This window comes from Pseudoalteromonas sp., from assembly GCF_018402495.1.
Classification (GTDB): Bacteria; Pseudomonadota; Gammaproteobacteria; order Enterobacterales; family Alteromonadaceae; genus Pseudoalteromonas.
Map to the genome: position 1 here is coordinate 293236 of NZ_JAGYIU010000001.1, position 22520 is coordinate 315755.

Sequence of the window (22520 nt, forward strand, 5' to 3'; positions counted from 1 at the left end):
AAATGAGTTTCATAGTATGTCTGTTGCAACGCAATTAGCTCAACTTCACGAAAAATTTAGTGAAAAAACCATTGCTAATACACAAAAGCGCCCACTTATTGCTCACGATGAGCAATGGCCAAGCCCATGTGAAATAGGTAGCGCCGATGAACATGGCATGATCCAATGGCAAGCGATAGTTAGAGAGCCTACAGGTTCATTAACCGATCTCGCTAACGCATTGGAGCTTGAGTTTCCAGAGGCGTTGAGTCAATTTTATGGTCATATGTTTGCTGGCAGTGTTGTAGCCAATATTGACGGACACCAAGTGGAATTATTACAAGCATGGAATGAAGATGATTTTGACCTACTGCAACAAAATATCACCGGTCATGTTTTAATGAAACGTAAACTCAAACAAGCGCCAAGTGTATTTATTGGGTTAACCGACCAAGACGATTTGCTTGTTACCGTATTAGTAGAAACAGGTGAGGTGTGCCTAGAGTATGTAGGTAAAAAGCCACATCATGTACTTGCCAAAAACCTCAGTGAATTTATAGCATCGTTGACAGTATAATTATAAGGTAGTTTTAAGGTGTGATGTTTTTAGACATAGCACCTTAAGTGTGGGATTTATTGAAAATCCCACGAAATATTAGAGACTAAACCACACGGTTCACACCTAAAATCAAACAAGCCAAACCAAGGCTCGGGTAATTTCCATTCACTATGGCAACTCGGACATTTGCGTTCAAGTTCAGAGGCTTTATCAACACCCCCTACACGGTATAAATAATAGTAAACAGGCTTTTTAGTTAAAAAACTAATCCGTTTAGTTATATCTTTACCACGGCGGTATAAATCACTTTGCGTGCTGGCTATTTCTTCAAGGGCTGGAAATTCACAGCGAGTTGCACCATTAATTTGAATTTGATCGCACGCTTGCCAATCTTCTTGCCATTTTATTAGTGTTTTATAGTCGCCATTTGCAATTGCTGGAATATTAAATAATGGCACAGGCAAAAAATCATCCCCGCAATACAGCGGGCTACAGGTATGTACATAGGTGGTATATAAAATATAGCTCGAGGGCGCTTTACAGCTATCGGCACCATTAGAATGTATGTCTTGGCCTATTATTTTTACTTTAGGAGCAAGCAAACCAGCATCATGAAGTTTTTCAATACTGTGTTTAACAAACGCACTATTATTAAGTGGGTGCATGGCATCTTCGGTTGGGCACATTACACGAGTAATAAAATAGCCATCTTTTAAAACCGTTGGAAATTCCTCTCCAATGATTTGGCCATTAAAGCGTAATGCATTCACTAAGCGGTTTATTGCTTGCTCAGCTTGCTCTAGGGTTGTGTCTTGGTAGCAATCAAATGTTAAATCAACAACAAACATTTATAGTCTCAAATTATTTTTGCTCTAGCAAAGCAAGTAATCGATCAAGTTTTTGCTCAATTCTATCTAACTGAGTTTTTTTAGGATCTGAGTTACTTGCTTGCTCGGGTGTTTTCATTAAATTATAAATTGAATCGGGATTATTTTTATATTGACTCACTGCTGCAATAATAACCGGCATAGGAAGTGGTTTTACTAAACGGCTTTTAGTTAGTGCAACAGTGGGGACTTTGCCTTCATCAAGAAGGACTTTAATAGCTTCAAATACAGCAGCATTCATTCGATTTATAACTCTTTAATAAAGTAAGCTCGCAACATGGAAGTTGCGAGCAGGTATGGTAACAATAAAGTGGCTCAGACACATTAAAATGCGCGATTTAATTATTTTGACGAAGGCGAGAGTCGAGTTCGTCAATTACCTCACTCCAATCGCCATCAACCGCCAGCGATTCAGCAATAAAGTGTTGTTGGGCTTCATCCCAAAAGGGAGCATCTTGCAATAATGTGGTATCCGAAATGGCATGCGATGCAATAAATGCATCTATTTCTGCTTCTGTATTAGGTAACCCTAATTGTGCGAACAATGTATTTATGTCGTGCTTAGTCGTATCCATAATCGTGCTCCTTAATGAATTAATACTTAATACTTATTAACTCTAGGGGGGAATGATATATCTAGCCAGTTTAACCCTTACTGAATTTACGCTTTATTTATTGTTCGGCAAGTCGTTAAAGCATGATCTGACTCAACGCAGCAGATTAGAGTACTCACTAAAATGTAAATTCGCTTATTTGTTCCACTTAGGTATATAGTTATATGAGCATTTGGTCATCGTTGTAGTTCAAAATTAATCCCAAACAAGTTACGCGGCGTAATGACAAAGGGTATAAAATAATAAAGGAAATAAAATGACAGCCACAGCAGAATCAACAGACACATATAGCGTGCAACATATTGCGCCTGAAGATATCAGCACTGCAGCAAGCTTAATATATCAGGCTTATCAACACGATCCCATTTTACAAAGTTTGCTTGGGTATAAAGAGCAGAACCCTTTGGAGTATGAGAAAAAACTTCGAGCGCTTATTCGCGAAGAGCTCAGTAGCTTTTGGCAAGAAAAACAGCCTTTAATTGGCCTTTATCGTAACGATAAGTTAAAAGCGGTTGCCTGTGTATTTGAGTCAAGTAGTCAATTACACGCTGAGCGTTATTGGCACTGGCGATTAAAGCTGATGTTAAGTGCGGGTTATTTGCAAACCAATCAGTTAATTGAAAAAGAAAAAACTATTCGTGATGCACTAAAGCCGCAAGGCAATTACTACTTTTTAGCGTTTATCGCCGTTGACCCACATTTTCATGGTCAAGGCTTTGGTCGCAAACTACTTAAAGGCTTAGATGGTTTATTACATGACAATCCTGAGTCCTCTGGTATAGCGGTATTTGTGACTCGTGACGAACATACGCAATTTTTTAAATCACAAGGTTTTGAGCATTTTAAGCAGCTCACATTTAACCGAGTTGAAGGTGAAATACTATTTAAAACTGCAACGCCAGAATAAATGTCAGGATTTAGCGAATCACTTTCCCAAGCAAACATTCCAAATAGGGCGTACCTACGTAAGATATATCTTACATTAGCGTGCGCCTTATCAGTTTAAACACTAATTTTATCTCCTTTAAAATATTAAGCGACTGTTATGTATAGCTATTTTTATTTTTCAATTTTATGACAGCCACTTTTTTTGTTTTTCTTACTATCATAGTAACGCGTTTGCTTTAAACTTTACTTTGTCAAGACGACATAGCCCAACGACTGAGCTACTGCCACGGATAAGGAATCAGGCAACTAAGTAGTTACTAGCAGGAAGCACAAAGGACAAGTTAACACGGATGCAGGGATGAAACAGGAAGTACACGGAGTACTAAAATAGCTGGGAGCTATTTAAAGGACACCAAGGATGATGCGCGCAGGATAGCCAAGGAGGCAAGTGGATATTGCAGGCTGCAATGGAGAGTAAACACGGTAGTTTGCTCGTTCAGAGGATGATAAACAGGGAACAGGTAAAGGATACCTTACAGGATGTTTGCAATTGGGGCGTAACTGAGGTTACGCCTTAGTTTTTTGTGCTAAGAAATTATATTTTATGTGGCGGCACAACCACACTTTTTAGTTTTTCATCTTCCATGATCAATACCCCTTGGTAGGCGCTTTCACCATCACTTGAAAATTCAAATATAAATTCGCTTTTCATTCCGGGTTTACCACTTTTTAAAATGCCAAACCGGCGCTTGCTGCAAGCTACGCTCATAAGTTGCACTTGCAATTGCTCGCTTTGGCGTTTGGCATGGACGTTCGCTGCTTCGGCTATTTTGCGATTAAGCCAAAAAAAATAAATAACAACACCAATAAGTATGAACGTCCATAAACTAGCCATTTAAGAGAATAACCTTCCAATTGCGCGAGCCAATGTCTCGCTTCTGTTTTCTTCACGTAATAAAGCTAATAAGTGTGGGCGAATAGTCGCAATTGCAACTAAATCCGCAAAAACGCTAGGAAATAGCTCAGCTATTTTTTCATGATGGGCGCAGTTTTCCATAAATATATGTAAGCGTTTTGGCTCTTCTAACTGTTTAAAGCAGCGACCCGCAATAGTTAATAATACATCGGAATCGTGTTTTAAAGGTGAGTTTAGCGCGCAGTCAACAAGTTGCGCACTTAGCCCTTTAGCTTGTGCTGATGATATTGCCCGCAGTGCAGCTGTCGCCGCTATAGCATCCTTATTATTAAGCGCCGTTTGCCCATAACTTAATAATAGTTCGCTTAAAGTGGGGGGGATCTCAATGTGTTCAAGCATTGCGCTTAATGGTTGTAATACTTCAACAGGTAACTGAGGCCACGCTGCTTGTAGGTGCTTTAAGTTATCAGCACTGTTAAGACGATACGCAAAATCGGCAATGCCTTGTAATGCCACACTTTGCCAATTATCAAAGCCAATTTTGCCACTAAAGTAAAGCTGGGCGTGTTCGTAGTATTGCGATGCGGGTTGTTTTAGCAACACTTTAATTTGTGCATTAAATGCCGCTAATTTATTCGCGTTCGGAGTAAATACATAAGGGTTGTTATCGAGTGTGCCATCGGCTTGCTCGCCGGTAATTTCTGTTCCTAGTGCCTGAATAACCATATCTGCAAAGTGATCACGGCTCGCGCTTACTAATTTACTTTGCTCATCAAGTGGGAATTTTAAGAACCAAACATAAGGTTCTTTACTGGCTTTGCTATCCCAAAACTGAATCGCTAACCATGCATGACCTGCTAATGGGTAAGGGTAAGGAATTTGCGCTTGTTCAACGGCTAAAAATTGTTGTTTATCAAGCTTGGTGATGTGCCTGCCAATATCAAAAGCACGCCATTGAGTGCCTGCACCATCTAAAAGCTGGCCTAACGTAGCTATATGTTCACTCATGGATTTCCAACTGTTTTTACTACAAAATTACCTAATTATACGCCATAGCGACTGTTGTGGGAACAGGGTATAATTGCATAATACAACGATAAAAGGGTGATTATGTACCAGCAAACCCACATATATTTACAGCAATTAGCGGCGCTACTTAAAAAGTATCAACTGTGGCAGGTTGAGCCTATAAACCCCGACTTATTAAGTTCCAGTGTACCATTTTGCCACGATACACTGGCATTTGAGCAATGGTTGCAGTTTGTATTTATTGAAAAGTTACAGCAGTTAATTGACAACAAGCAACCGTTACCGCGCAATTTTGCAGTTGCCCCGATGGCGCAAATGACACTCACTGATAAATCAGGCAGTGAAGAGATTATCGCTTTACTGACCCAATTAGATTCATTGCTAGGAGAGTCAGATGGCTGAACGTCCGGCGCCAATTGAATACGGTGAATTGAACATTCTCTATCAAGATGAGAACTATGTAGCGATTGATAAACCATCGGGCTTACTTGTTCATCGCTCATTTTTAGATAAACACGAAACCCAATTTGCAATGCAAATGCTGCGCGATCAAATCGGTCAGCATGTGTTTCCTGTGCATCGCCTTGATAGGCCAACATCCGGCGTGCTGCTATTTGCGTTAAGTTCAGAAGCGGCCCGAGATATGAACCAATTATTTATTGATGGCACTATTACAAAGCGTTACTTAGCATTGGTACGTGGCTTTGCCCCTGAATCTGTTTTTTTAGATAAACCATTAAAAGAAGAGCTCGACAAAATAGCCGATAAGTTTGCAGATCAAGATAAAGCCGCACAAGAAGCGCAAACTCAGTTTAATTGTTTGTACCAAGCAACGCTGCCTATCCCAATAGGAAAATACCCAACTGTTCGTTATTCTTTGGTAGAGTGTTTTCCTAAAACGGGTCGCAAACATCAAATACGTCGGCATTTAAAGCACTTGTCTTTGCCTATTATTGGTGATGTAAATCATGGCGATAACCAGCATAATCAGTTTTTTAGGGAGCATTTTTCGCTTCGCCGTCTAATGTTGTTTGCATCAGCGCTTAGCTTTGTGCACCCTTATAATAATGAACTCATAACAATTAAAGCGCCGCTGGGTGATGCAATGTTAAACATTTGCAAACAGCTGGGTTGGCCAGAACAAGAAGAGGATTATTAAATGGCACATATTAGTATTTTTGTTGGCAGCGTGTATGGCGGTGCAGAGCGATTAAGTGAGCAGGTTAGCGACACGCTAGATCAAGCTGGCCATCAAGTTAGTGTGTTCGAGCAACCTACTTTAGAAGATATAAAAAATGCTTCGCATATTTTAATTGTTACCTCGACCACTGGGCAAGGCGATATTCCTGATAATTTAGCCGACCTTTATCATCAATTAAATAGTACTTTTCCAATGCTAACAGACAAGCCTTTTGGTATTGTTGCCATGGGTGATAGAAGTTACGGTGATACGTTTTGTGGGGCAGGGCGCAGCTTTGATGAGTTATTGCGCGATTTGCAAGCTAAACCTGTTGGTAACCGACTCGAAATCGATGCCTGTGAAGACTTTGAGCCATGGCCGGTCACTGAGCCTTGGTTGCAAGCTTGGCTTGCTAAATTACCCGCTTAAACGTGTAGATTATAAATGAAAAAACATAAACTGAGTTTGATTGTGCTTGCGGGTGGCTTAGGTAGTCGCTTTGGCGGCAATAAACAAATAGCAGAAATACCTGGGCTAAATTGCACGATTATGGAGTTAAGCATTATTGATGCGTATCGCGCCGGTGTGACACAGGTTGTGTTGATCATTAATCAAGCCGTTCGCAGTGAGATAGAACACACTATTTTACCTCGCTTACCTAAAGCCCTTGACGTGGTATTAGTAGAGCAACATAACGCGCTTGTTCCTGATGCATACAAAGCACCATCACAGCAACGTATAAAACCATGGGGCACAGGGCATGCGTTACTGTGTGCCAAAGCATATATTAACAACCCTGCAATTGTTATTACCGCAGATGACTATTATGGTGCGTCTTCATTTTTATTGCTTAGTGAGCATTTTAAAAATAGCCCCGAATGGGCAATGGTGGGGTACCCGATTATCAACACCCTCTCTGAGCACGGTGGGGTTAATCGCGGAGTATGTAGTATTGCTGATGGAATGCTTGTTGCAGTGACGGAATATTTAAATATTCAAAAAGAGTCTGCACATATTGTTGGAAATAATCCGCAGGGCTTGCGTGAAAAAATTAGCCGAGATGCGCTAGGATCTATGAGTTTTTGGGGGATCACGCCGTGCTTTTTTGATTATTTGCAACAAGGTTTTGAGACGTTTTTACAGCAATATAACGCTAATACTCAGCAAGAATATTACTTACCTGATCAAATCCAGCAAGCGATTAATGACAAAGCTCAGCCTGTATTTGTATACACTGCAAAAGAGCCTTGGTTTGGTGTTACCTATAAATCAGAACTGACAAGCATTGCGGCTACTTTGTGCGCATTGCGTCAAGCGTAAAGGTGTTAATACCAATTTTATTAAAAATATGATCAATCTAGCGTATTAAATAACCCGCTTCCTGCGTTAAAAATTATTTATATAGAACAACTATGTATCATAATTTTCGCCTTGCTATCGCGTTATTTCCTTGTCGCTATTTAATGCAATTGATATAAATTATTGTCGCCTTGGGCGAAAAGAGTGAAGTAGAAAATGAATTCAATTCCTATAGAAGTTTACTTATCTGAGAATTTTGGCCTTGACGATAAGCATGCGAGTATAAAACCCATTGGTAGTGGGCATATCAATACTACCATGTTATTGAGCACACCTAAGCGGTCATTGGTTGTACAAAAGCTCAATACGGTGGTATTCCCAAAACCACAGTTACTTGTTGATAATGCAAGATTAATAGAACGACACTTAAGCAAAAAGCAGCAAGTCGGTGAGTTCAACTTAGCCATTGTGCGGCATGTAGCAACAACTCAGCATGACTATTTAGTAAATAATAATAACGATACTTGGCGAGCCCTTGAGTTTATTGGTGGCAGTTACAGCGAAGATGTGGTTAATACTGTTAGCCAAGCGCAAACCGCGGCTAATGCATTTGGCCAATTTGCTGCAGCATTAGAGGATTTTGACGCTAACAAATTACATGCAGTTATCCCTAACTTTCATAATTTAGCCATGCGTGCAGAGGTTTTTAAGCAAGTTATTAACGCCGATCCTCATAAACGTGTAGCTCATTGTCAGGAGGAGGTTGATTTTTGCTTGTCGCAGTTCTCACTCATTGATGAGCTCAATGCATTAGCTGGAAAAGTCCCTATTCGCGTGTGTCATAACGATACTAAAATAAACAACATGCTATTTTGTTCAGATTCAAATGATGCAAAAGCGGTGATTGATTTAGACACCTGTATGCCAGGTTATTGGCTTAATGACTTTGGCGATATGGTCAGAACATTCTGCTCTGCAGAGCAAGAAGATTCAACAGCGCTTGAAAAAGTAGGTGTTCGTGAAGACATTTTTGCAGCAATTGTTAAAGGTTACGTTGAACCATTAAAGTCAGTATTAACGGCCGCAGAAAAACAAAGCTTTTGGTTAGGTGCTAAAGTAATGCCTTTTATGATTGGCTTACGCTTTTTAACCGACTATATAGACGGCGATAATTACTTTAGTGTTAAATATGAGAGACACAATTTAGATCGCGCAAAAAATCAATTTGCGTTGTACAGGGATATAGTAAGTAAGCAGCAGGTATTAAAGGCGATGTTAACTAAGATATAAGCCCAATCGGTTATATTGCTCAAAGTGTTAAAGTTAAGCTTTGAGCAATATAAAGCGAGGTTAAACGCTGAAAATACGTATAAACTTCCAACCCCTCAATCGTTATTAAGCATCGGCTAGTTTTACACGGATTTTGCTTTTATCAACGGTTGTTTGATTAAGGGCTTTAATAGCGCCTTTAACTTCAATGTCGTTTGGCATTTCTACAAAAGCAAAACCTTTTGATTGGCCAGTTTCTTTATCGAGTACTAAGTTACAGGTGGTCACTTTACCGTGCGCTGTAAATAAAGTACGAAGCTCATGCTCAGTGGTAGCACGAGATAAGTTGCGAACTAATAGTTTCATAATGAACCTAATTAAGGGTATCAGCAGTAATTATCTCAAGTAACCCCGCTTTAGCCTAACTTTATTTTACATTTGCTGAAAATAACGCCCATAAACAAAAAAAGCTGCTCGTTGGCAGCTTTTTGTTTATCAGCAAGGTTTATTTTACTTCTTTACCCGCTGCTTGTTGATCGGCGTGATAGCTTGAGCGTACAAACGGGCCAGAAGCCGCGTGTGTAAAGCCAATTTCATCAGCATACTCTTTTAGTGCATCAAACTCAGCAGGCGGCACGTAGCGTTTTACTGGTAAGTGATGCTTAGAGGGTTGTAGGTATTGGCCTACGGTTAGCATATCAACGTTGTGCTCACGTAAATCACGCAGCACTTCTTCAATTTCGCTAATTTCTTCACCTAAACCAACCATTAACCCCGATTTAGTTTTAACCTCAGGGTGCGCTTCTTTAAAGCGGCGTAATAATTCAAGTGACCATTTGTAATCAGCACCTGGACGCGCCAATTTGTACAAACGGGGGGCTGTTTCTAGGTTGTGGTTAAATACATCAGGCGGCGTTTCAATTAAAATTTCCAACGCTCTGTCCATACGACCACGAAAGTCGGGTACTAATATCTCAATCGTAATTTCTGGATTGTGCTTACGAATTTCACGGATACAATCGGCAAAATGTTGAGCGCCACCGTCACGTAAATCATCACGATCTACCGAAGTGATCACTACATAGCTTAGCTTCATGTCTTTAATGGTCAGTGCAAGCTTTTCAGGCTCTGCTGCATCGGGCTTTAATGGACGGCCATGTGCAACATCACAAAATGGGCAACGACGTGTACAAATAGCCCCTAAAATCATGAAAGTGGCGGTGCCGTGGTTAAAACATTCTGATAAGTTAGGGCACGACGCTTCTTCACATACCGAGTGAAGGCCATGTTTACGCATTGCTTGTTTTATGCCGTCAATCCGCTCAGTTGACTTGGGTAAGCGGATTTTAAGCCACTCTGGCTTACGGAGCATTTCAGTTTTTTCTGTGGGTAAAACTTTAACGGGGATCAACGCCATTTTTTCTGCGTCGCGTAGTTTTACACCTGGTTCCATTTTGACTGGTTTATTCATTCGTTTTCAAACCCTTCAGTATGCTTAACCTGTGTTGCATTAAGCTTTTTGATCATGTGTTTTACCAGCCCTTGGCCTGCAGCTTCAAGGTTTTGAGGGCCATGTAATTCTTTAGTTTGCACCATATTCATGCCCGCATAGCCACAAGGATTAATACGTAAAAATGGACTAAGATCCATATTAACATTTAATGCTAAGCCATGAAATGAGCAGCCACGGCGAACCCTCAAGCCTAAAGAGGCAATTTTGCTGTCGTTCACGTAAACACCGGGTGCATCGGCTTTTGCGTATGCATCAATACCGTACTCAGCAAGGGATTCAATAATACATTCCTCAAGCCATGTTACTAGCTCTCGTACGCCAACTTTTAAACGGCGTAAGTTAAATAATACATACATCATTTGCTGACCAGGGCCGTGGTAAGTGACTTGTCCGCCACGATCCACTTTAATCACTTCAATGTCACCTGGGGCGAGCAAGTGCTCATCTTTACCGGCTTGGCCTTGGGTAAATACACTTTCATGCTCTACCAGCCAAATTTCATCTGGGGTATTTTCATCACGGGTGTCGGTAAAGTCTTGCATTTTTTGCCAAATCGGCATGTAACGCTGACGACCCAGTTGGCGTACGATTAGGGTGTTTTCGCTCACAAAAAATCTCAACTATGGATTAAAGCATATGGCGTACGTCATCGATGTTGCTGATCACGTTGTAAATTTCTTCAATGTGTTTGCCGCTTGTTACAGTAGCTACTAGCGTTACAGACTCGTAATTACCTTTACTGCTTGGTTTTACTTTTGGCGCATAATCACCTGGAGCAATAGGTTGTAATTTAGCTAAAATTTGATCAGTTAAGTTTACGTTAGCTAGACCCATAATTTTAAATGTAAATGGGCAAGGGTACTCTAAGTACTCATCAAATTTAGTGTCTTTAACAGGTTCAACCACGACGGGAACTCCTCAAACAAAAGTGTTGGCTTTGCTAAAACGCGAAGCTTAAAACTGACAGGCTAATGGCAATCTTGAAATGATGCTATTGTTGACCGCAGTCAATGATAGTCATTCAATACGATTGGTATATATGGGGCGCATTCTAGCACTTTTCAAGCAAAAAAAAACGCCTCACAGTGGAGGCGTTCATATTACTTTACTCGCGTTTACATAATCTGTAAGCGTAAGTAGTCATATATTTTACTAAAGAAACTACCTTCTTGTATTTCTTCAAGTGTAACTAGCGGATATTGTGCAATATCTTCGCCTTCAAGCTGTAAAAATAAAGTACCTACTTTAGTGCCTTTAGCTAAAGGTGCCTCAAGGGTATCGTCTAGCTCAAAGTTTGCTTTAAGGTTTTTATGCTGACCACGAGGAATAGTAATAGGTGTATCTTCTAAAATTCCTAAAGAAACGTTCTCTTTATTACCCATCCAAACACGTTGCTCAGCAAAGCTATCGCCGGCTTTATACGGGGTAATTGTTTCAAAAAAGCGAAAACCGTAGTTTAGTAGTTTTTTACTTTCTACTTTACGCGCGCGCTCACTTGAGGTGCCCATTACAACGGCAATTAAACGCATATCATTTTTAGTTGCAGAGGTAACAAGGCTGTATCCTGCTTCTGAGGTATGACCTGTTTTTATCCCATCTACATCTAGGCTTTCATCCCATAATAATGAATTGCGGTTGTACTGTTTAATACCATTAAAAGTAAATGACTTTTGTGCATAAAGTGCATATTCATCAGGGACATCACGGATAAGTGCAGTGCTTAGTGTTGCCATGTCTCGTGGTGTTGTAAATTGATCATCACTGTCTAAACCGTGGCTATTGGCAAAACGCGAATTATCCATACCTAATTTTTTTGCATGCGCGTTCATTAAATCGGTAAAGGCGCTTTCACTGCCTGCAATATGCTCAGCCATGGCGACACACGCATCATTACCTGATTGAATAATAATGCCATGGTTTAAGTCATCAACACTTATTTGTTTGCCAACTTCAATAAACATTTTTGATGATTCAGGGAAGTTTTTTGCCCACGCTTTTTCACTCACAGTCACCATGTCTGTAGGCGCAATATTACCGGATTTAATTTCTGTACCAATAACATAACTGGTCATCATTTTCGTTAAACTTGCAGGGGCTAATTTAGTGTCTGCTTCACCTTGCGCGATGACTTTTCCGGTTGTAAAGTCAACTAAAAAGTACCCTTTTGCGTTAATTTGTGGGGGCTCAGGAATAATTTGGGCAGTAGCTGAAAACACGGCGGCAGAACATAATATGCCGCAAACACCCGTAAGAATTTTATATTTAATAGATTTCATCATACTCATTTATGGTTAAAGTTAAAATTTATGCTGCACACATTCTAAGGTGCTTACTGAGTGTAAAGCAAGAACGCGTTCTGAAATTGATTTTGCTTCAATGTTTTTAATACCTGTTGCGCATGTAAGGCATCTTTTATTGGCCCTAAATGCAACCTATAAATAGCGTCTTTTTCAACGATATTGGTTGGTAAGTTATACTGATCTCGCAATGTGTTTGCTAACGCTTCTATGTTGGCTAAAGTACTGCCTGCGGCAACTTGAACGTAGGTTTTCCGTGCATGGCTGTCGGCAAGCGTAATAGCTTCTAGCTTAACCTCTGCTGTACCGTATTTGTGGTAACCAAGTTTGTATGCAGCAGCATAGGAAAGATCAATAATTCTGTCATCATGAAAGGGGCCACGATCATTAACTCGAACAATGACTGATTTACCATTTTTAATATTTGTAACACGCAAAAAACTAGGTAATGGTAAGGTTTTGTGAGCGGCCGTCATTGCGAACATGTCGTAAATTTCACCGTTAGATGTATGATAACCATGAAACTTTCGGCCATACCATGAGGCAATACCCGTTTCTGAATAACCTGTTTCATCGAGCATCGGGGTATAACGTTTGCCAAGCACTTCGTAGGGGCGCGTAGTACTCGCACTTTTAATAACTTGGATAACAATGGCATCTTGCATTTCTAATTCGGTCGGTGCACGAAGCGGCGCCGCATCATGGCGCATGCTGTAACGACTATTTGAACTGCTGCAAGCACTTAAAAAGAGGCTCACGAGAATAATAATTATAAGTTGTTTGTAAAGGCGCATTATTTTAAGAGCATCCTTTTATCTGTGGCAATCGACATAATAATGCCAAATGCAGCCATCAGGGTCACCATTGAGGTACCGCCATAACTAATTAATGGTAACGGTACACCTACAACAGGCAGCAAACCCGATACCATGCCAATATTTACAAAAATATAAACAAAAAATGTGAGCGTGAGTGAGCCGGCTAATAGTTTACCAAACGCGTCTTGTGCGTTAACCGCAATATACAGTCCACGGCCAATAATAAATAAATATAAACTAAGTAAAACACACACACCAAATAAGCCAAACTCTTCACTCAGTACTGAAAAAATAAAGTCAGTATGTCGTTCAGGTAAAAATTCTAGTTGCGATTGCGTACCTTGCAGCCATCCTTTGCCTTCAATTCCGCCTGAACCAATGGCAATTTTTGATTGAATAATATGATAGCCAGAACCCAGCGGATCGCTCTCAGGATCTAAAAAGGTCAGTACTCTTTGCTTTTGATAATCGTGCATACCGTAGTGCCAAAATGGCCATGCTGCCAAAGCAACAACCGAGCTTAAAAAGCCTATTAAACGCCAACTCAAGCCAGACAAGAACAATACAAACACACCCGAGCTGGCAATTAAAATTGAGGTACCTAAATCGGGCTGTTCTTTAATAAGTAGGGTTGGCAACATAACAACGGCAAAGCCAATAATTAAATGTAGCGGACGCGGTGGTAACTGGTTACGACCAATATACCAAGCGACCATCATAGGTACGGCTAGTTTCATTAATTCTGAGGGTTGAAAGCGGGTAATACCTAAATCTAACCAGCGTTGAGCCCCTTTAGAGCTTACACCAAATAGCAGTACTCCTACCAGCATAAGTAGTCCAAAGCAATACATGGGAATGACTAAGCGTTTTAACGTAGCGGGTGGGATTTGCGCTAACACAAACATGCCGATAATTGCGCCTGCCATACGGGTTACATGGCGGATCACCATAGCAGAGTCTTGGCCAGAGGCACTGTACACTATAGTGATACTGCCGGCCATCATCAGTAATAAAGCAATTAAAAGTGGCAAGTCGATATGCAGGCGCAGCCAAATAGAACGTTTATCATGTAAGGCCGTCATGGTGCTTTATCCCCTGTTGATTGAATGGGATTCGCTGCAAAATAATAATCCATTAATTGGCGCGCGATGGGAGCACCTACTGAGCTGCCCCCACCGGTATTCTCTACTACGATAGAGACGACAATTTGTGGGCTATCAAAAGGAGCAAAACCGACGTAAATTGCGTTATCACGTTGGCGCTCTTTAAGTGCATCGGCGTCGTAACGCTCGCCTTGAGCAATACTTACTACTTGAGCTGTCCCCGTTTTACCTGCTGGGTCGTAAGTCGCTCCTTTAAACGCACGATGTGCTGTACCTGTACTCTTTTTGACTGTGTTATGCATAGCATCAATAGCGATGCGCCAGTTATCCTCATTATTGAGAACAACAGGTGGCTTTTCTTCATTATTGAGTTGGGTGATCTGGTCTTCTTTTTTAGCTACTTGCACTAAGTGAGGAGGGTGATTTATTCCTCGGTTAACTAAAATATTAGTCGCATTAGCTATTTGAATGGGGGTGGCAGTCCAATAACCTTGGCCAATTCCTACAGAAATAGTATCGCCACGCCACCAGTTTTCTTTAAAGCGTGCTTCCTTCCATTCTTTTGAGGGTAAAATAGCGGTTGTTTCTTCATGTATATCAATACCGGATAGTTCACCAAAGCCAAAGCGGGCCATAAAGTTACTTATTTTGGTGATCCCCATGCGATACGCTACATCATAAAAATAGGTATCACATGACTCTTCAATTGCTTTGTAAACATCAACATGACCATGGCCCCAACGTCGCCAATCTCGCCACCTATGCTCTACGTTTGGTATTTGAAAAAAACCTGGATCCCACATGGTGGTTTCTTCTTGCACTATATTTTCCTCTAATGCCAAAATTGCCATATGGGGTTTAATAGTCGAGGCTGGAGCATAGCGTCCTTGAGTGGTACGATTTATAAGCGGGCGATCTGGATTAAGCAGGGCTTTGTAGTCTTTACTACTAATACCGTGCACAAATAAATTTGGGTCATAACTAGGGTTTGAATAAAGCGCTAAAACGCCGCCATCCTTTGCATCCAGAACCACAATAGCGCCGCGCATATCTTTAAGTGCATGTTGAGCTATTTGTTGTAAACCAATGTCGAGAGTAAGCACTAAATCGTCACCCGGTTGCGGTGGAACCATGCTTAAGGTACGAATAATTCGACCACGGTTATTTACTTCAACCCGTTGTGAGCCTACCTTACCATGCAACATAGGCTCGTAATATTTTTCGATACCCAGCTTGCCAATATCATGGGTCGCTCTGTAATTAGTAGCTTCATCTTGTTGCTCAAGCTTGTTTAACTCTTTTCTATTGAGCCTTGCAACATAGCCTAAAGCATGGGTTAAAGTATCACCAAACGGGTAATATCTCGCTAGGCGCGCCTCAATACTAAAGCCTGGGAACTTATGTTGGTTTACTGAAAACATCGCTACTTCGTTTTCATTTAAACGGGCTTTGAGGACTTGGCTTTTAAAACGTCGGGTATGTTTTATATCATCAAGAAAATCAGCTTGTTGTTGCTCGGTTATTTCAATAATTTCGCTGACAGACTTCAAAGAGGCAGTTAAATCATCAACCTCTTCGGGGATCACTTCAAGATTATAAACGGGTTTATTTTCGGCGAGTAAAACACCGTTACGGTCGTAAATTAAACCGCGATTGGGGGCTATGGGTATAACTTTTATACGGTTGTCGTTAGAACGAGTTTGATAATCTTGATGATCATCAACCTGGATTTTATATAAGTTAGACAGCAATATTGCTACAAGGGCTAATATAAAAATAAAACCCACGAATGCACGCCGAGCAAATAAATTAGCTTCTGCTGAGTGGTCGCGAATGGTGGGTCTTCGTTTTAGCATGGCAAGAAACTACTCGCGATGATAAGGGTGGTTGTTATTTAAGCTCCAGCCTCTGTAGAGGCTTTCAGCAACGATAATACGTACTAAAGGGTGCGGAAGCGTTAAATTAGACAACGACCACTTTTGCTCAGAGGCAGCAATGCACTCTGGAGCTAAGCCTTCAGGTCCGCCAATTAATAAACTGACATCGCGACCATCAAGCTGCCACTTTTCCATGTTTTTCGCTAGTTGATGAGTATCCAGTGCTTTACCGGTTACTTCTAGTGTGATAATACGATTGCCCTTAGGTATGGCGGCTAAGGTTTTTTCACCTTCAATGTGCAAAATACGCTTTATATCGGCATTTTTTCCACGTTTACCAGCAGGGATCTCAATGAGTTCCAATGCCATATCTTTGGGAAAGCGGCGTTGATACTCTGCAAAACCTGTCTCTACCCATGCTGGCATTTTTGTACCAACAGCAATCATTTGTATTTTCACGACGTTACTTCCAAGCGTTGTCTAAAATAGGGAGCAATTAGCCCCAAAGCTTTTCTAGATCGTAATAGCTACGTGCTTGATCTTGCATAACGTGAACAATCACATCACCTAAATCAACGAGTGCCCATTCGCCATCGCTTTGGCCTTCATACCCTAATGGCTCTTCACCAGCGTGGCGAGCTTCTTTTGCTAAGTTATCAGCAATTGACAATACATGACGTCTTGATGTGCCTGAACATACAATCATGTAATCGGTTACGTCTGAGCTGCCAGTTACGTCAAGTTGAATCACATCACGTGCTTTCATATCGTCAATTTTGTCTAGTGCAAAAGCGAGTAGTTGTTTCGAATCCAAGGTTTTGTCTCAATTTAAAATTTAATAGCGGTTATTTTAACACGCTGAGGGGTTTATACCAATCACTCTTGATAAAGCTGGTGCTGCTTAATATAGTGACTCACGGGGTCGGGTAATAGTTCACTCTTTTTAGTACTTTTTTTAAGGGTTTGACGGATCTCGCTGGATGCGGCGTCCAGCTGTTCTCCCTCTAAAAAGTAAAGGTGTCCGGCATTTTTTTTGTTGAGCAAAGAAATATCGTTGGTCACAGCCTGCTGTTTGTAGTCTTTAAGTTCCCCCTGTACATGGCAGCTTTGACCTGGGCGTTGATACACCACTATATGGCAAAGGCGAGTTATTGTTTGCCATTGATACCACTTATCAAGATTGTTAAATGAGTCCATGCCAATTAAAAATAAAATAGGGGTATCAGGGTTTTCAGCTTTTAACTCCTGCAAACTTAATAAAGAATACGACGGGCCGCTACGTTGCAGTTCTCGTAAATCAAGCTTGAACTGCGCATAAGGTGTAATTGCGGCTTTAAGCATTGCTATACGATGCTCGGTGCTGATCCCCGGTGCCGCTTTGTGTGCGGGTATTGCACAGGGCATAAAATAGAGTGAGTGTAATTTAAAGGTCGCAACGCATTGCTGTGCCATATTAAGGTGCCCCAAATGAACGGGGTCAAAAGTACCACCAAAAATTGCAATCATGTATTTTCCCTTTACTGACGGTTAGTATGGCACGGCAGTGGAATATCGAGCGGTTGGCAAAACTTAATACAAATATGTGCCAATGCTTGATAAGGGGCAATCAATGCGCCTTGTTTGTAGCTTACATCAAACAATGCCAGTTCACTGCTAATATTCTCTAGGGTATGAATGTTTAGCCTGTTAATGGCTGTTTGTACTGGCGCTTGTTGATTTTTCCAAATCGCTTTTTGCTTAAATAAGGCCGCTAATGACTCACCTTGCAATAACCCCTTCTGCACACTCAATAATGTATTTAGGTCTTTATTGATGGCCCATAAAATACTCACAATCTCAGTGTTATCACTGGCAAGTTTGTTAAGTACTTTTATAGCTTGAGCGGTGTGGCCGTTTAACAAGGCGTCGCTTAAATCAAAAATATCAAACTTGGCTTGGTTCAGCAGCCCCTGCATCACCAGTTGTTGCGTGATGAGTGCATTACCGTGTATTAACGCTAGTTTTTCGAGTTCTTGATAGCACGCAAGTAAGTTGCCTTCAGTGGCATTCATTAAACTGAGCTTGGCCTCGTTTTGAATATTTAGTGACAAACGTTGACACTGCTCATCGAGCCAGCGCTTTAAGTGATTTCCGCTAAGCGGGTAGCAGGGGACAAATAAACCACGCTTATCAAGTGCTTTAAACCACGCACCGCGCTGAACATCTTGACTGGCTTTGGCGCCTTTTACGATTAAGATCGTATCAGGGTTTTCAAGCTCTACTATTTTTTTAAAGGTATTTGCGCCGGGTGTCCCCGGTTTTTGCTGGTTTAAATCAAGCTCAATAATAGTGCGTGCGCTAAACAACGACATACTTTGGTATTGCGCTATTATTTCTTGCCAATCAAAGCCCTGAGCTAAAGTGAATTTAATTACTTCATCAAAACCTTGTGCCTTTGCAGTATCGCGAATGAGCTGTACACAGTGCGCTTCTTGAAAGGGCTCTTCACCAAAGACTAAGTAAAAAGGTTTTAAGCCTTTTTTTAATTCGCTCGGTAACTGATTTGCATAACAACGCATTATAGTTGCGACAACTCTCTAACAATACGACGACTCGCTTGTTGGCGAATTTCGCTAATTAGCAGCTCAAGCTCTTTTGCTTTTGCTAGTGCGTTATCTGGATCGTCTTGGTAGTTACGGTATAACTCAAAGCGTTTTTCGATGGCTTTTTGTTTCGGGCGTTTGACTACATAACTTACGCTGTATGCCAGTTCGTACTCAGCTACTTGTCCATTTTGGAACAACGATAAGGTTTGACGCTCTAATTGTTCTTTAAATAAATATAGCTGCGCTGATTGTTTACTTGCAGGCACTAAAGTGACATCGCTCATAGCCAGTTCGCTTTGCAAATAGCTAAATAAAGCAGATTTTTGATCATCCCCCACAAGCGTTAGCTGTTTTAAATCATCGGGTAGGCTTGATGCTTTTTTAAGATGAAAGCCACAGCTCGATAACAAAAAACAGACTAGCACTAAGGCTAGTCCGTTTTTAATGGCGTTTAAAGCAGCCATATTAGTTAGCTACCACGTTAAGTAATTTACCTGGTACATAAATGACTTTGCGTATCGTTGCACCCTCAGTAAATTTAGTCACGTTAGGCTCTGCAAATGCCAAAGCTTCTACTTGCTCTTGCGTAGCATCAGCAGCCACTGTTAGTTTTGCACGCAGCTTACCGTTTACTTGTACGATGATTAGTTTTTCATCTTCAACAAGAGCAGATTCGTCAACTTTTGGCCATGCCGCATCTAAAATATCACCTTCTTTACCTAGGTCTTGCCATAATTGATGCGATAAATGCGGTGTAATAGGTGCCAGCATAATGATTAATGCTTCCAGTGCCTCGTTAGCAATGGCAACATCTTGTGTGTCACTTAATGGCGCTTTTAATAGCTTGTTAGAAAGCTCCATAATTGCGGCAATAGCGGTGTTAAAGGTTTGACGACGTTCTACATCATCGCTCACTTTTGCGATTGCTTTGTGTAGCTCACGACGTAGTACTTTTTGTGGGTTAGTAAGCGACGATTTATCAAGTGCTTGGTAACCTACTGTTTTAACATCTACCGCATATTTCCACACACGCTTTAAGAAACGATGTGCGCCTTCAACGCCTGAATCTGACCATTCAAGTGTTTGCTCTGGTGGTGCAGTAAACATCATAAATAAACGCACTGTATCTGCACCGTATTGGGCAATAACTTCTTGTGGGTCTATACCGTTGTTTTTCGACTTAGACATTTTGCTCATGCCAGATGAGAACACCGGTTCACCATCTTTTTTATGCCATGCTTTAGTTACGCGACCTTTGTCGTCGGTTTCGGTGTTTACATCACTTGGCGAAATCCAAATGTCGCCACCTTTTTCATCTTTACGATAAAATGTTTCGGCCAGTACCATGCCTTGGCACAATAAGCGCTCGAATGGTTCATCTGAATTAACTAAACCAAAGTCACGTAATAATTTGTGGAAAAAGCGCGAGTATAACAAGTGCAGTATAGCGTGCTCAATACCGCCTATGTATTGGTTTACAGGTAACCAGTAGTTAGCCGCAGCAGGGTCTAACATGCCTTCATCATGGCGCGGGCTACAGTAGCGAGCGTAATACCATGATGATTCCATAAAGGTGTCAAAAGTATCAGTTTCATGAGTGGCAGGTACGCCGTTTATAGTGGTTTTAGCCCAATTTGGGTCGGCTTTAATTGGCGATGTAACCCCATTCATTACCACATCTTCTGGTAAACGCACTGGGAGCATATCTTCAGTGGCGGCAAGCTCGTTACCGTTTTCATCGCTCAGCATTGGGATTGGAGAGCCCCAGTAACGTTGGCGACTTACGCCCCAATCGCGAAGACGGAAGTTTACTTTACGCTCACCTACACCCAATGCTTCTAGTTTGTCGGCAACAGCGTTAAAGGCGTTTTCAAAGTCAAGGCCATCAAATTCACCTGAGTTGACCAGTACGCCTTTTTCGGTGAATGCTTCTTTGCTTAGGTTTACTTCAAGCTCAGAACCTTCAGCAGGGGCAATAACTTGTTTAATATCGAGGCCGTAAGCGGTGGCAAATTCAAAATCACGTTGGTCGTGCGCTGGTACTGCCATTACTGCGCCTGAGCCGTAATGCATCAATACAAAGTTTGCAACCCAAATAGGCACTTGCTCGCCCGTCAATGGATGAGTGGCGTAAAAGCCCGTTGCAATGCCTTTTTTCTCCATGGTTGCCATATCCGCTTCGGCAACTTTAGTGTTTTTACACTCTTCAACAAACATCGCAATCGCGTCGTTGTTTTTAGCCGCTTCTTGCGCGATTGGATGGCCACCGGCAACGGCTAAGTATGTTACACCCATAAACGTATCTGGACGAGTGGTGTATACACTAAACTTTTCGTTATTGTCGGTACGTGTAAACTCGATATCTAACCCTTCAGAGCGACCAATCCAGTTGCGCTGCATGGTTTTAACTTGCTCAGGCCAATCTTCTAGTTTGTCTAAGTCGTCCAATAGCTCTTGAGCATAGTCGGTAATTTTTATAAACCACTGTGGAATTTCTTTTTGTTCCACTACTGCGCCTGAACGCCAACCACGACCATCAATTACTTGTTCGTTAGCTAATACTGTTTGATCCACAGGATCCCAGTTAACCGTTGACATTTTTTTGTACACTAGGCCTTTTTCGTACAGCTTAGTAAAGAACCATTGTTCCCATTTATAATATTCTGGGTGGCACGTCGCAATTTCGCGATCCCAGTCGTAACCAAACCCTAATTGCTTAAGCTGGTTACGCATGTAGTCAATATTTTCGTAAGTCCACTTTGCAGGGGCTGTTTTATTTTTAATAGCCGCGTTTTCTGCAGGTAAACCAAACGCATCCCAACCCATAGGTTGCATTACGTTTTTGCCTTGCAAGCGCTGAAAGCGAGAAACCACATCACCAATGGTGTAGTTACGCACATGACCCATATGCAGTCGACCACTTGGGTAAGGAAACATTGAGAGGCAGTAGTATTTTTCTTTGTTCTCGTCTTCTGTGACTTTAAATACTTGGTTTTCTTCCCAGTAGCGTTGGACTTTTGACTCTATGTCTTGTGGGTTATATTGCTCTTGCATTTACGTTTCCAAACTTCTTGCATACTAATAAAAAATTGTCGATAGGATACCCCAAATAAAGCGTTATTCACAGCGCCAAAGCGGCGCTTTTTACAAATTTGCCGCTAAATTAGTTTTCAGTGCAGATTAACCTATAATCAAGTAGAGTAAACCTAGATTTATAATCGCTTTTAAGGAGTAAAAAATGGCAAATTACAAAACGTGGTTAAATGACTTTACCGATTGGTTAAAAGATGTAAAAGAGCATGAAGTTAAAGCAGCAGTAAAGCGATTTATTGAATCTGAGCAGGCACTTAAAGATTTAGGTGAAGAAAAATATTATCTTTATCGTAATTACCTAATGCGTGACATTTCTCATCTACAAGAAAATAACAACTACTATAATTCGCTTGCATGGCAGGAGCTTAAAGAGTCATTGTGGTTTGAACTTTCTCATATTGAAGACAAAACACAGCTTGAATGGCAGTCATTAAGTGAAGATTTTAAGCATAATGGTGTTTATCGCGCAGGTGAATGGATAGCCATGGGCACATTAGTATGTAAGAATTGCAACCATAGTTACGATGTTTATCATGCAACGCAAATTATTCCGTGTACACAGTGTGATGGCATCTATTTTAGCCGCCAGGCTTTACAACCTTAAATATGAATAT

General features: G+C 41.1%; 27 protein-coding genes. 8 read left to right on the plus strand and 19 right to left on the minus strand.

The features are described from left to right. Positions 1 to 16: 16 nt before the first annotated feature. On the plus strand, positions 17 to 556 hold the full coding sequence (gene syd, locus KG708_RS01285) for a SecY-interacting protein (protein WP_213607766.1): 540 nt from the start codon (positions 17 to 19) through the stop codon (positions 554 to 556). Positions 557 to 612: 56 nt separating this feature from the next. On the opposite strand, the gene KG708_RS01290 is transcribed toward syd, so the two are convergent. The 3 genes from KG708_RS01290 to KG708_RS01300 all read right to left on the minus strand — a co-directional run bounded on the left by KG708_RS01290 (position 613) and on the right by KG708_RS01300 (position 2000). Next, positions 613 to 1386: a Zn-ribbon-containing protein gene (locus KG708_RS01290; protein ID WP_213607767.1), complete on the minus strand. Its 774-nt coding sequence runs from the start codon at positions 1384 to 1386 to the stop codon at positions 613 to 615. 13 nt (positions 1387 to 1399) lie between these two features. Then, the gene (locus KG708_RS01295) at positions 1400 to 1666 is read right to left on the minus strand and encodes a hypothetical protein (protein WP_213607768.1); all 267 of its coding nucleotides are present in this window, start codon (positions 1664 to 1666) and stop codon (positions 1400 to 1402) included. 97 nt (positions 1667 to 1763) lie between these two features. Next, positions 1764 to 2000 carry a DUF2789 domain-containing protein gene (locus KG708_RS01300; RefSeq protein WP_013465367.1) on the minus strand — a complete coding sequence of 79 codons (237 nt, stop codon included), beginning with the start codon at positions 1998 to 2000 and terminating at the stop codon, positions 1764 to 1766. Positions 2001 to 2295: 295 nt separating this feature from the next. Between KG708_RS01300 and KG708_RS01305 the strand changes: the two genes are divergently transcribed. Further along, positions 2296 to 2946 carry a GNAT family N-acetyltransferase gene (locus KG708_RS01305; protein WP_213607769.1) on the plus strand — a complete coding sequence of 217 codons (651 nt, stop codon included), beginning with the start codon at positions 2296 to 2298 and terminating at the stop codon, positions 2944 to 2946. A gap of 576 nt (positions 2947 to 3522) precedes the next feature. On the opposite strand, the gene KG708_RS01310 is transcribed toward KG708_RS01305, so the two are convergent. Further along, positions 3523 to 3822: a DUF3301 domain-containing protein gene (locus KG708_RS01310; RefSeq protein WP_213607770.1), complete on the minus strand. Its 300-nt coding sequence runs from the start codon at positions 3820 to 3822 to the stop codon at positions 3523 to 3525. After that, positions 3823 to 4851 carry a DUF3549 family protein gene (locus KG708_RS01315; protein ID WP_213607771.1) on the minus strand — a complete coding sequence of 343 codons (1029 nt, stop codon included), beginning with the start codon at positions 4849 to 4851 and terminating at the stop codon, positions 3823 to 3825. A 102-nt stretch (positions 4852 to 4953) separates the two neighbouring features. On the opposite strand from KG708_RS01315, the gene KG708_RS01320 reads away from it, so the two are divergent. From KG708_RS01320 to KG708_RS01340, 5 genes are all read left to right on the plus strand, one after another. Beyond that, positions 4954 to 5274: a YqcC family protein gene (locus KG708_RS01320; RefSeq protein WP_213607772.1), complete on the plus strand. Its 321-nt coding sequence runs from the start codon at positions 4954 to 4956 to the stop codon at positions 5272 to 5274. After that, positions 5267 to 6031 (plus strand): tRNA pseudouridine(65) synthase TruC, encoded by a 765-nt coding sequence (gene truC / locus KG708_RS01325; RefSeq protein ID WP_213607773.1) that lies wholly within the window; start codon positions 5267 to 5269, stop codon positions 6029 to 6031. The genes KG708_RS01320 and truC overlap by 8 nt, the downstream gene beginning before the upstream one ends. Continuing rightward, positions 6032 to 6481 carry a flavodoxin gene (locus KG708_RS01330; protein ID WP_213607774.1) on the plus strand — a complete coding sequence of 150 codons (450 nt, stop codon included), beginning with the start codon at positions 6032 to 6034 and terminating at the stop codon, positions 6479 to 6481. A gap of 15 nt (positions 6482 to 6496) precedes the next feature. Beyond that, a complete protein-coding gene (locus KG708_RS01335; RefSeq protein ID WP_213607775.1) occupies positions 6497 to 7372 on the plus strand; it encodes a hypothetical protein in 876 nt (291 codons plus the stop codon). Between the two features lie 195 nt (positions 7373 to 7567). Next, positions 7568 to 8641 carry an aminoglycoside phosphotransferase family protein gene (locus KG708_RS01340; RefSeq protein ID WP_128583216.1) on the plus strand — a complete coding sequence of 358 codons (1074 nt, stop codon included), beginning with the start codon at positions 7568 to 7570 and terminating at the stop codon, positions 8639 to 8641. A 105-nt stretch (positions 8642 to 8746) separates the two neighbouring features. Here KG708_RS01340 and KG708_RS01345 read toward each other — a convergent pair whose 3' ends face one another. From KG708_RS01345 to leuS, 14 genes are all read right to left on the minus strand, one after another. Next, on the minus strand, positions 8747 to 8986 hold the full coding sequence (locus KG708_RS01345) for a hypothetical protein (protein WP_008109433.1): 240 nt from the start codon (positions 8984 to 8986) through the stop codon (positions 8747 to 8749). A gap of 139 nt (positions 8987 to 9125) precedes the next feature. Continuing rightward, entirely contained in the window at positions 9126 to 10091 is a 966-nt protein-coding gene (lipA, locus tag KG708_RS01350; RefSeq protein ID WP_013465357.1) for a lipoyl synthase, read from the minus strand. After that, positions 10088 to 10741, minus strand: a complete 654-nt coding sequence (gene lipB, locus KG708_RS01355) for a lipoyl(octanoyl) transferase LipB (RefSeq protein WP_213607776.1) — start codon at positions 10739 to 10741, stop codon at positions 10088 to 10090. The genes lipA and lipB overlap by 4 nt, the downstream gene beginning before the upstream one ends. A gap of 19 nt (positions 10742 to 10760) precedes the next feature. Next, complete coding sequence (gene ybeD, locus KG708_RS01360) at positions 10761 to 11039, minus strand: DUF493 family protein YbeD (RefSeq protein ID WP_016898950.1); 279 nt, start codon at positions 11037 to 11039, stop codon at positions 10761 to 10763. 209 nt (positions 11040 to 11248) lie between these two features. Next, the gene (locus KG708_RS01365) at positions 11249 to 12409 is read right to left on the minus strand and encodes a serine hydrolase (protein ID WP_213607777.1); all 1161 of its coding nucleotides are present in this window, start codon (positions 12407 to 12409) and stop codon (positions 11249 to 11251) included. A 53-nt stretch (positions 12410 to 12462) separates the two neighbouring features. Further along, complete coding sequence (locus KG708_RS01370; RefSeq protein WP_213607778.1) at positions 12463 to 13224, minus strand: septal ring lytic transglycosylase RlpA family protein; 762 nt, start codon at positions 13222 to 13224, stop codon at positions 12463 to 12465. Further along, positions 13224 to 14330 carry a rod shape-determining protein RodA gene (rodA, locus tag KG708_RS01375; protein ID WP_213607779.1) on the minus strand — a complete coding sequence of 369 codons (1107 nt, stop codon included), beginning with the start codon at positions 14328 to 14330 and terminating at the stop codon, positions 13224 to 13226. Before rodA ends, KG708_RS01370 begins: the two co-directional genes overlap by 1 nt. Continuing rightward, positions 14327 to 16207, minus strand: coding sequence for a penicillin-binding protein 2 (mrdA, locus tag KG708_RS01380; protein ID WP_213607780.1), 1881 nt, complete (start codon positions 16205 to 16207; stop codon positions 14327 to 14329). Before mrdA ends, rodA begins: the two co-directional genes overlap by 4 nt. Positions 16208 to 16216: 9 nt before the next feature. Then, positions 16217 to 16687, minus strand: coding sequence for a 23S rRNA (pseudouridine(1915)-N(3))-methyltransferase RlmH (gene rlmH / locus KG708_RS01385; protein WP_213607781.1), 471 nt, complete (start codon positions 16685 to 16687; stop codon positions 16217 to 16219). A 37-nt stretch (positions 16688 to 16724) separates the two neighbouring features. Beyond that, positions 16725 to 17042 (minus strand): ribosome silencing factor, encoded by a 318-nt coding sequence (rsfS, locus tag KG708_RS01390; RefSeq protein ID WP_013465348.1) that lies wholly within the window; start codon positions 17040 to 17042, stop codon positions 16725 to 16727. 62 nt (positions 17043 to 17104) lie between these two features. Further along, positions 17105 to 17734 carry a nicotinate-nucleotide adenylyltransferase gene (gene nadD / locus KG708_RS01395; protein ID WP_213607782.1) on the minus strand — a complete coding sequence of 210 codons (630 nt, stop codon included), beginning with the start codon at positions 17732 to 17734 and terminating at the stop codon, positions 17105 to 17107. Between the two features lie 11 nt (positions 17735 to 17745). Further along, complete coding sequence (gene holA / locus KG708_RS01400; protein ID WP_213607783.1) at positions 17746 to 18786, minus strand: DNA polymerase III subunit delta; 1041 nt, start codon at positions 18784 to 18786, stop codon at positions 17746 to 17748. Further along, positions 18786 to 19277: an LPS assembly lipoprotein LptE gene (gene lptE / locus KG708_RS01405; protein ID WP_016898943.1), complete on the minus strand. Its 492-nt coding sequence runs from the start codon at positions 19275 to 19277 to the stop codon at positions 18786 to 18788. Before lptE ends, holA begins: the two co-directional genes overlap by 1 nt. A gap of 1 nt (position 19278) precedes the next feature. Beyond that, positions 19279 to 21867, minus strand: coding sequence for a leucine--tRNA ligase (gene leuS / locus KG708_RS01410; RefSeq protein ID WP_213607784.1), 2589 nt, complete (start codon positions 21865 to 21867; stop codon positions 19279 to 19281). 184 nt (positions 21868 to 22051) lie between these two features. Between leuS and KG708_RS01415 the strand changes: the two genes are divergently transcribed. Beyond that, positions 22052 to 22510: a hypothetical protein gene (locus tag KG708_RS01415; RefSeq protein ID WP_213607785.1), complete on the plus strand. Its 459-nt coding sequence runs from the start codon at positions 22052 to 22054 to the stop codon at positions 22508 to 22510. Positions 22511 to 22520 lie beyond the last annotated feature (10 nt).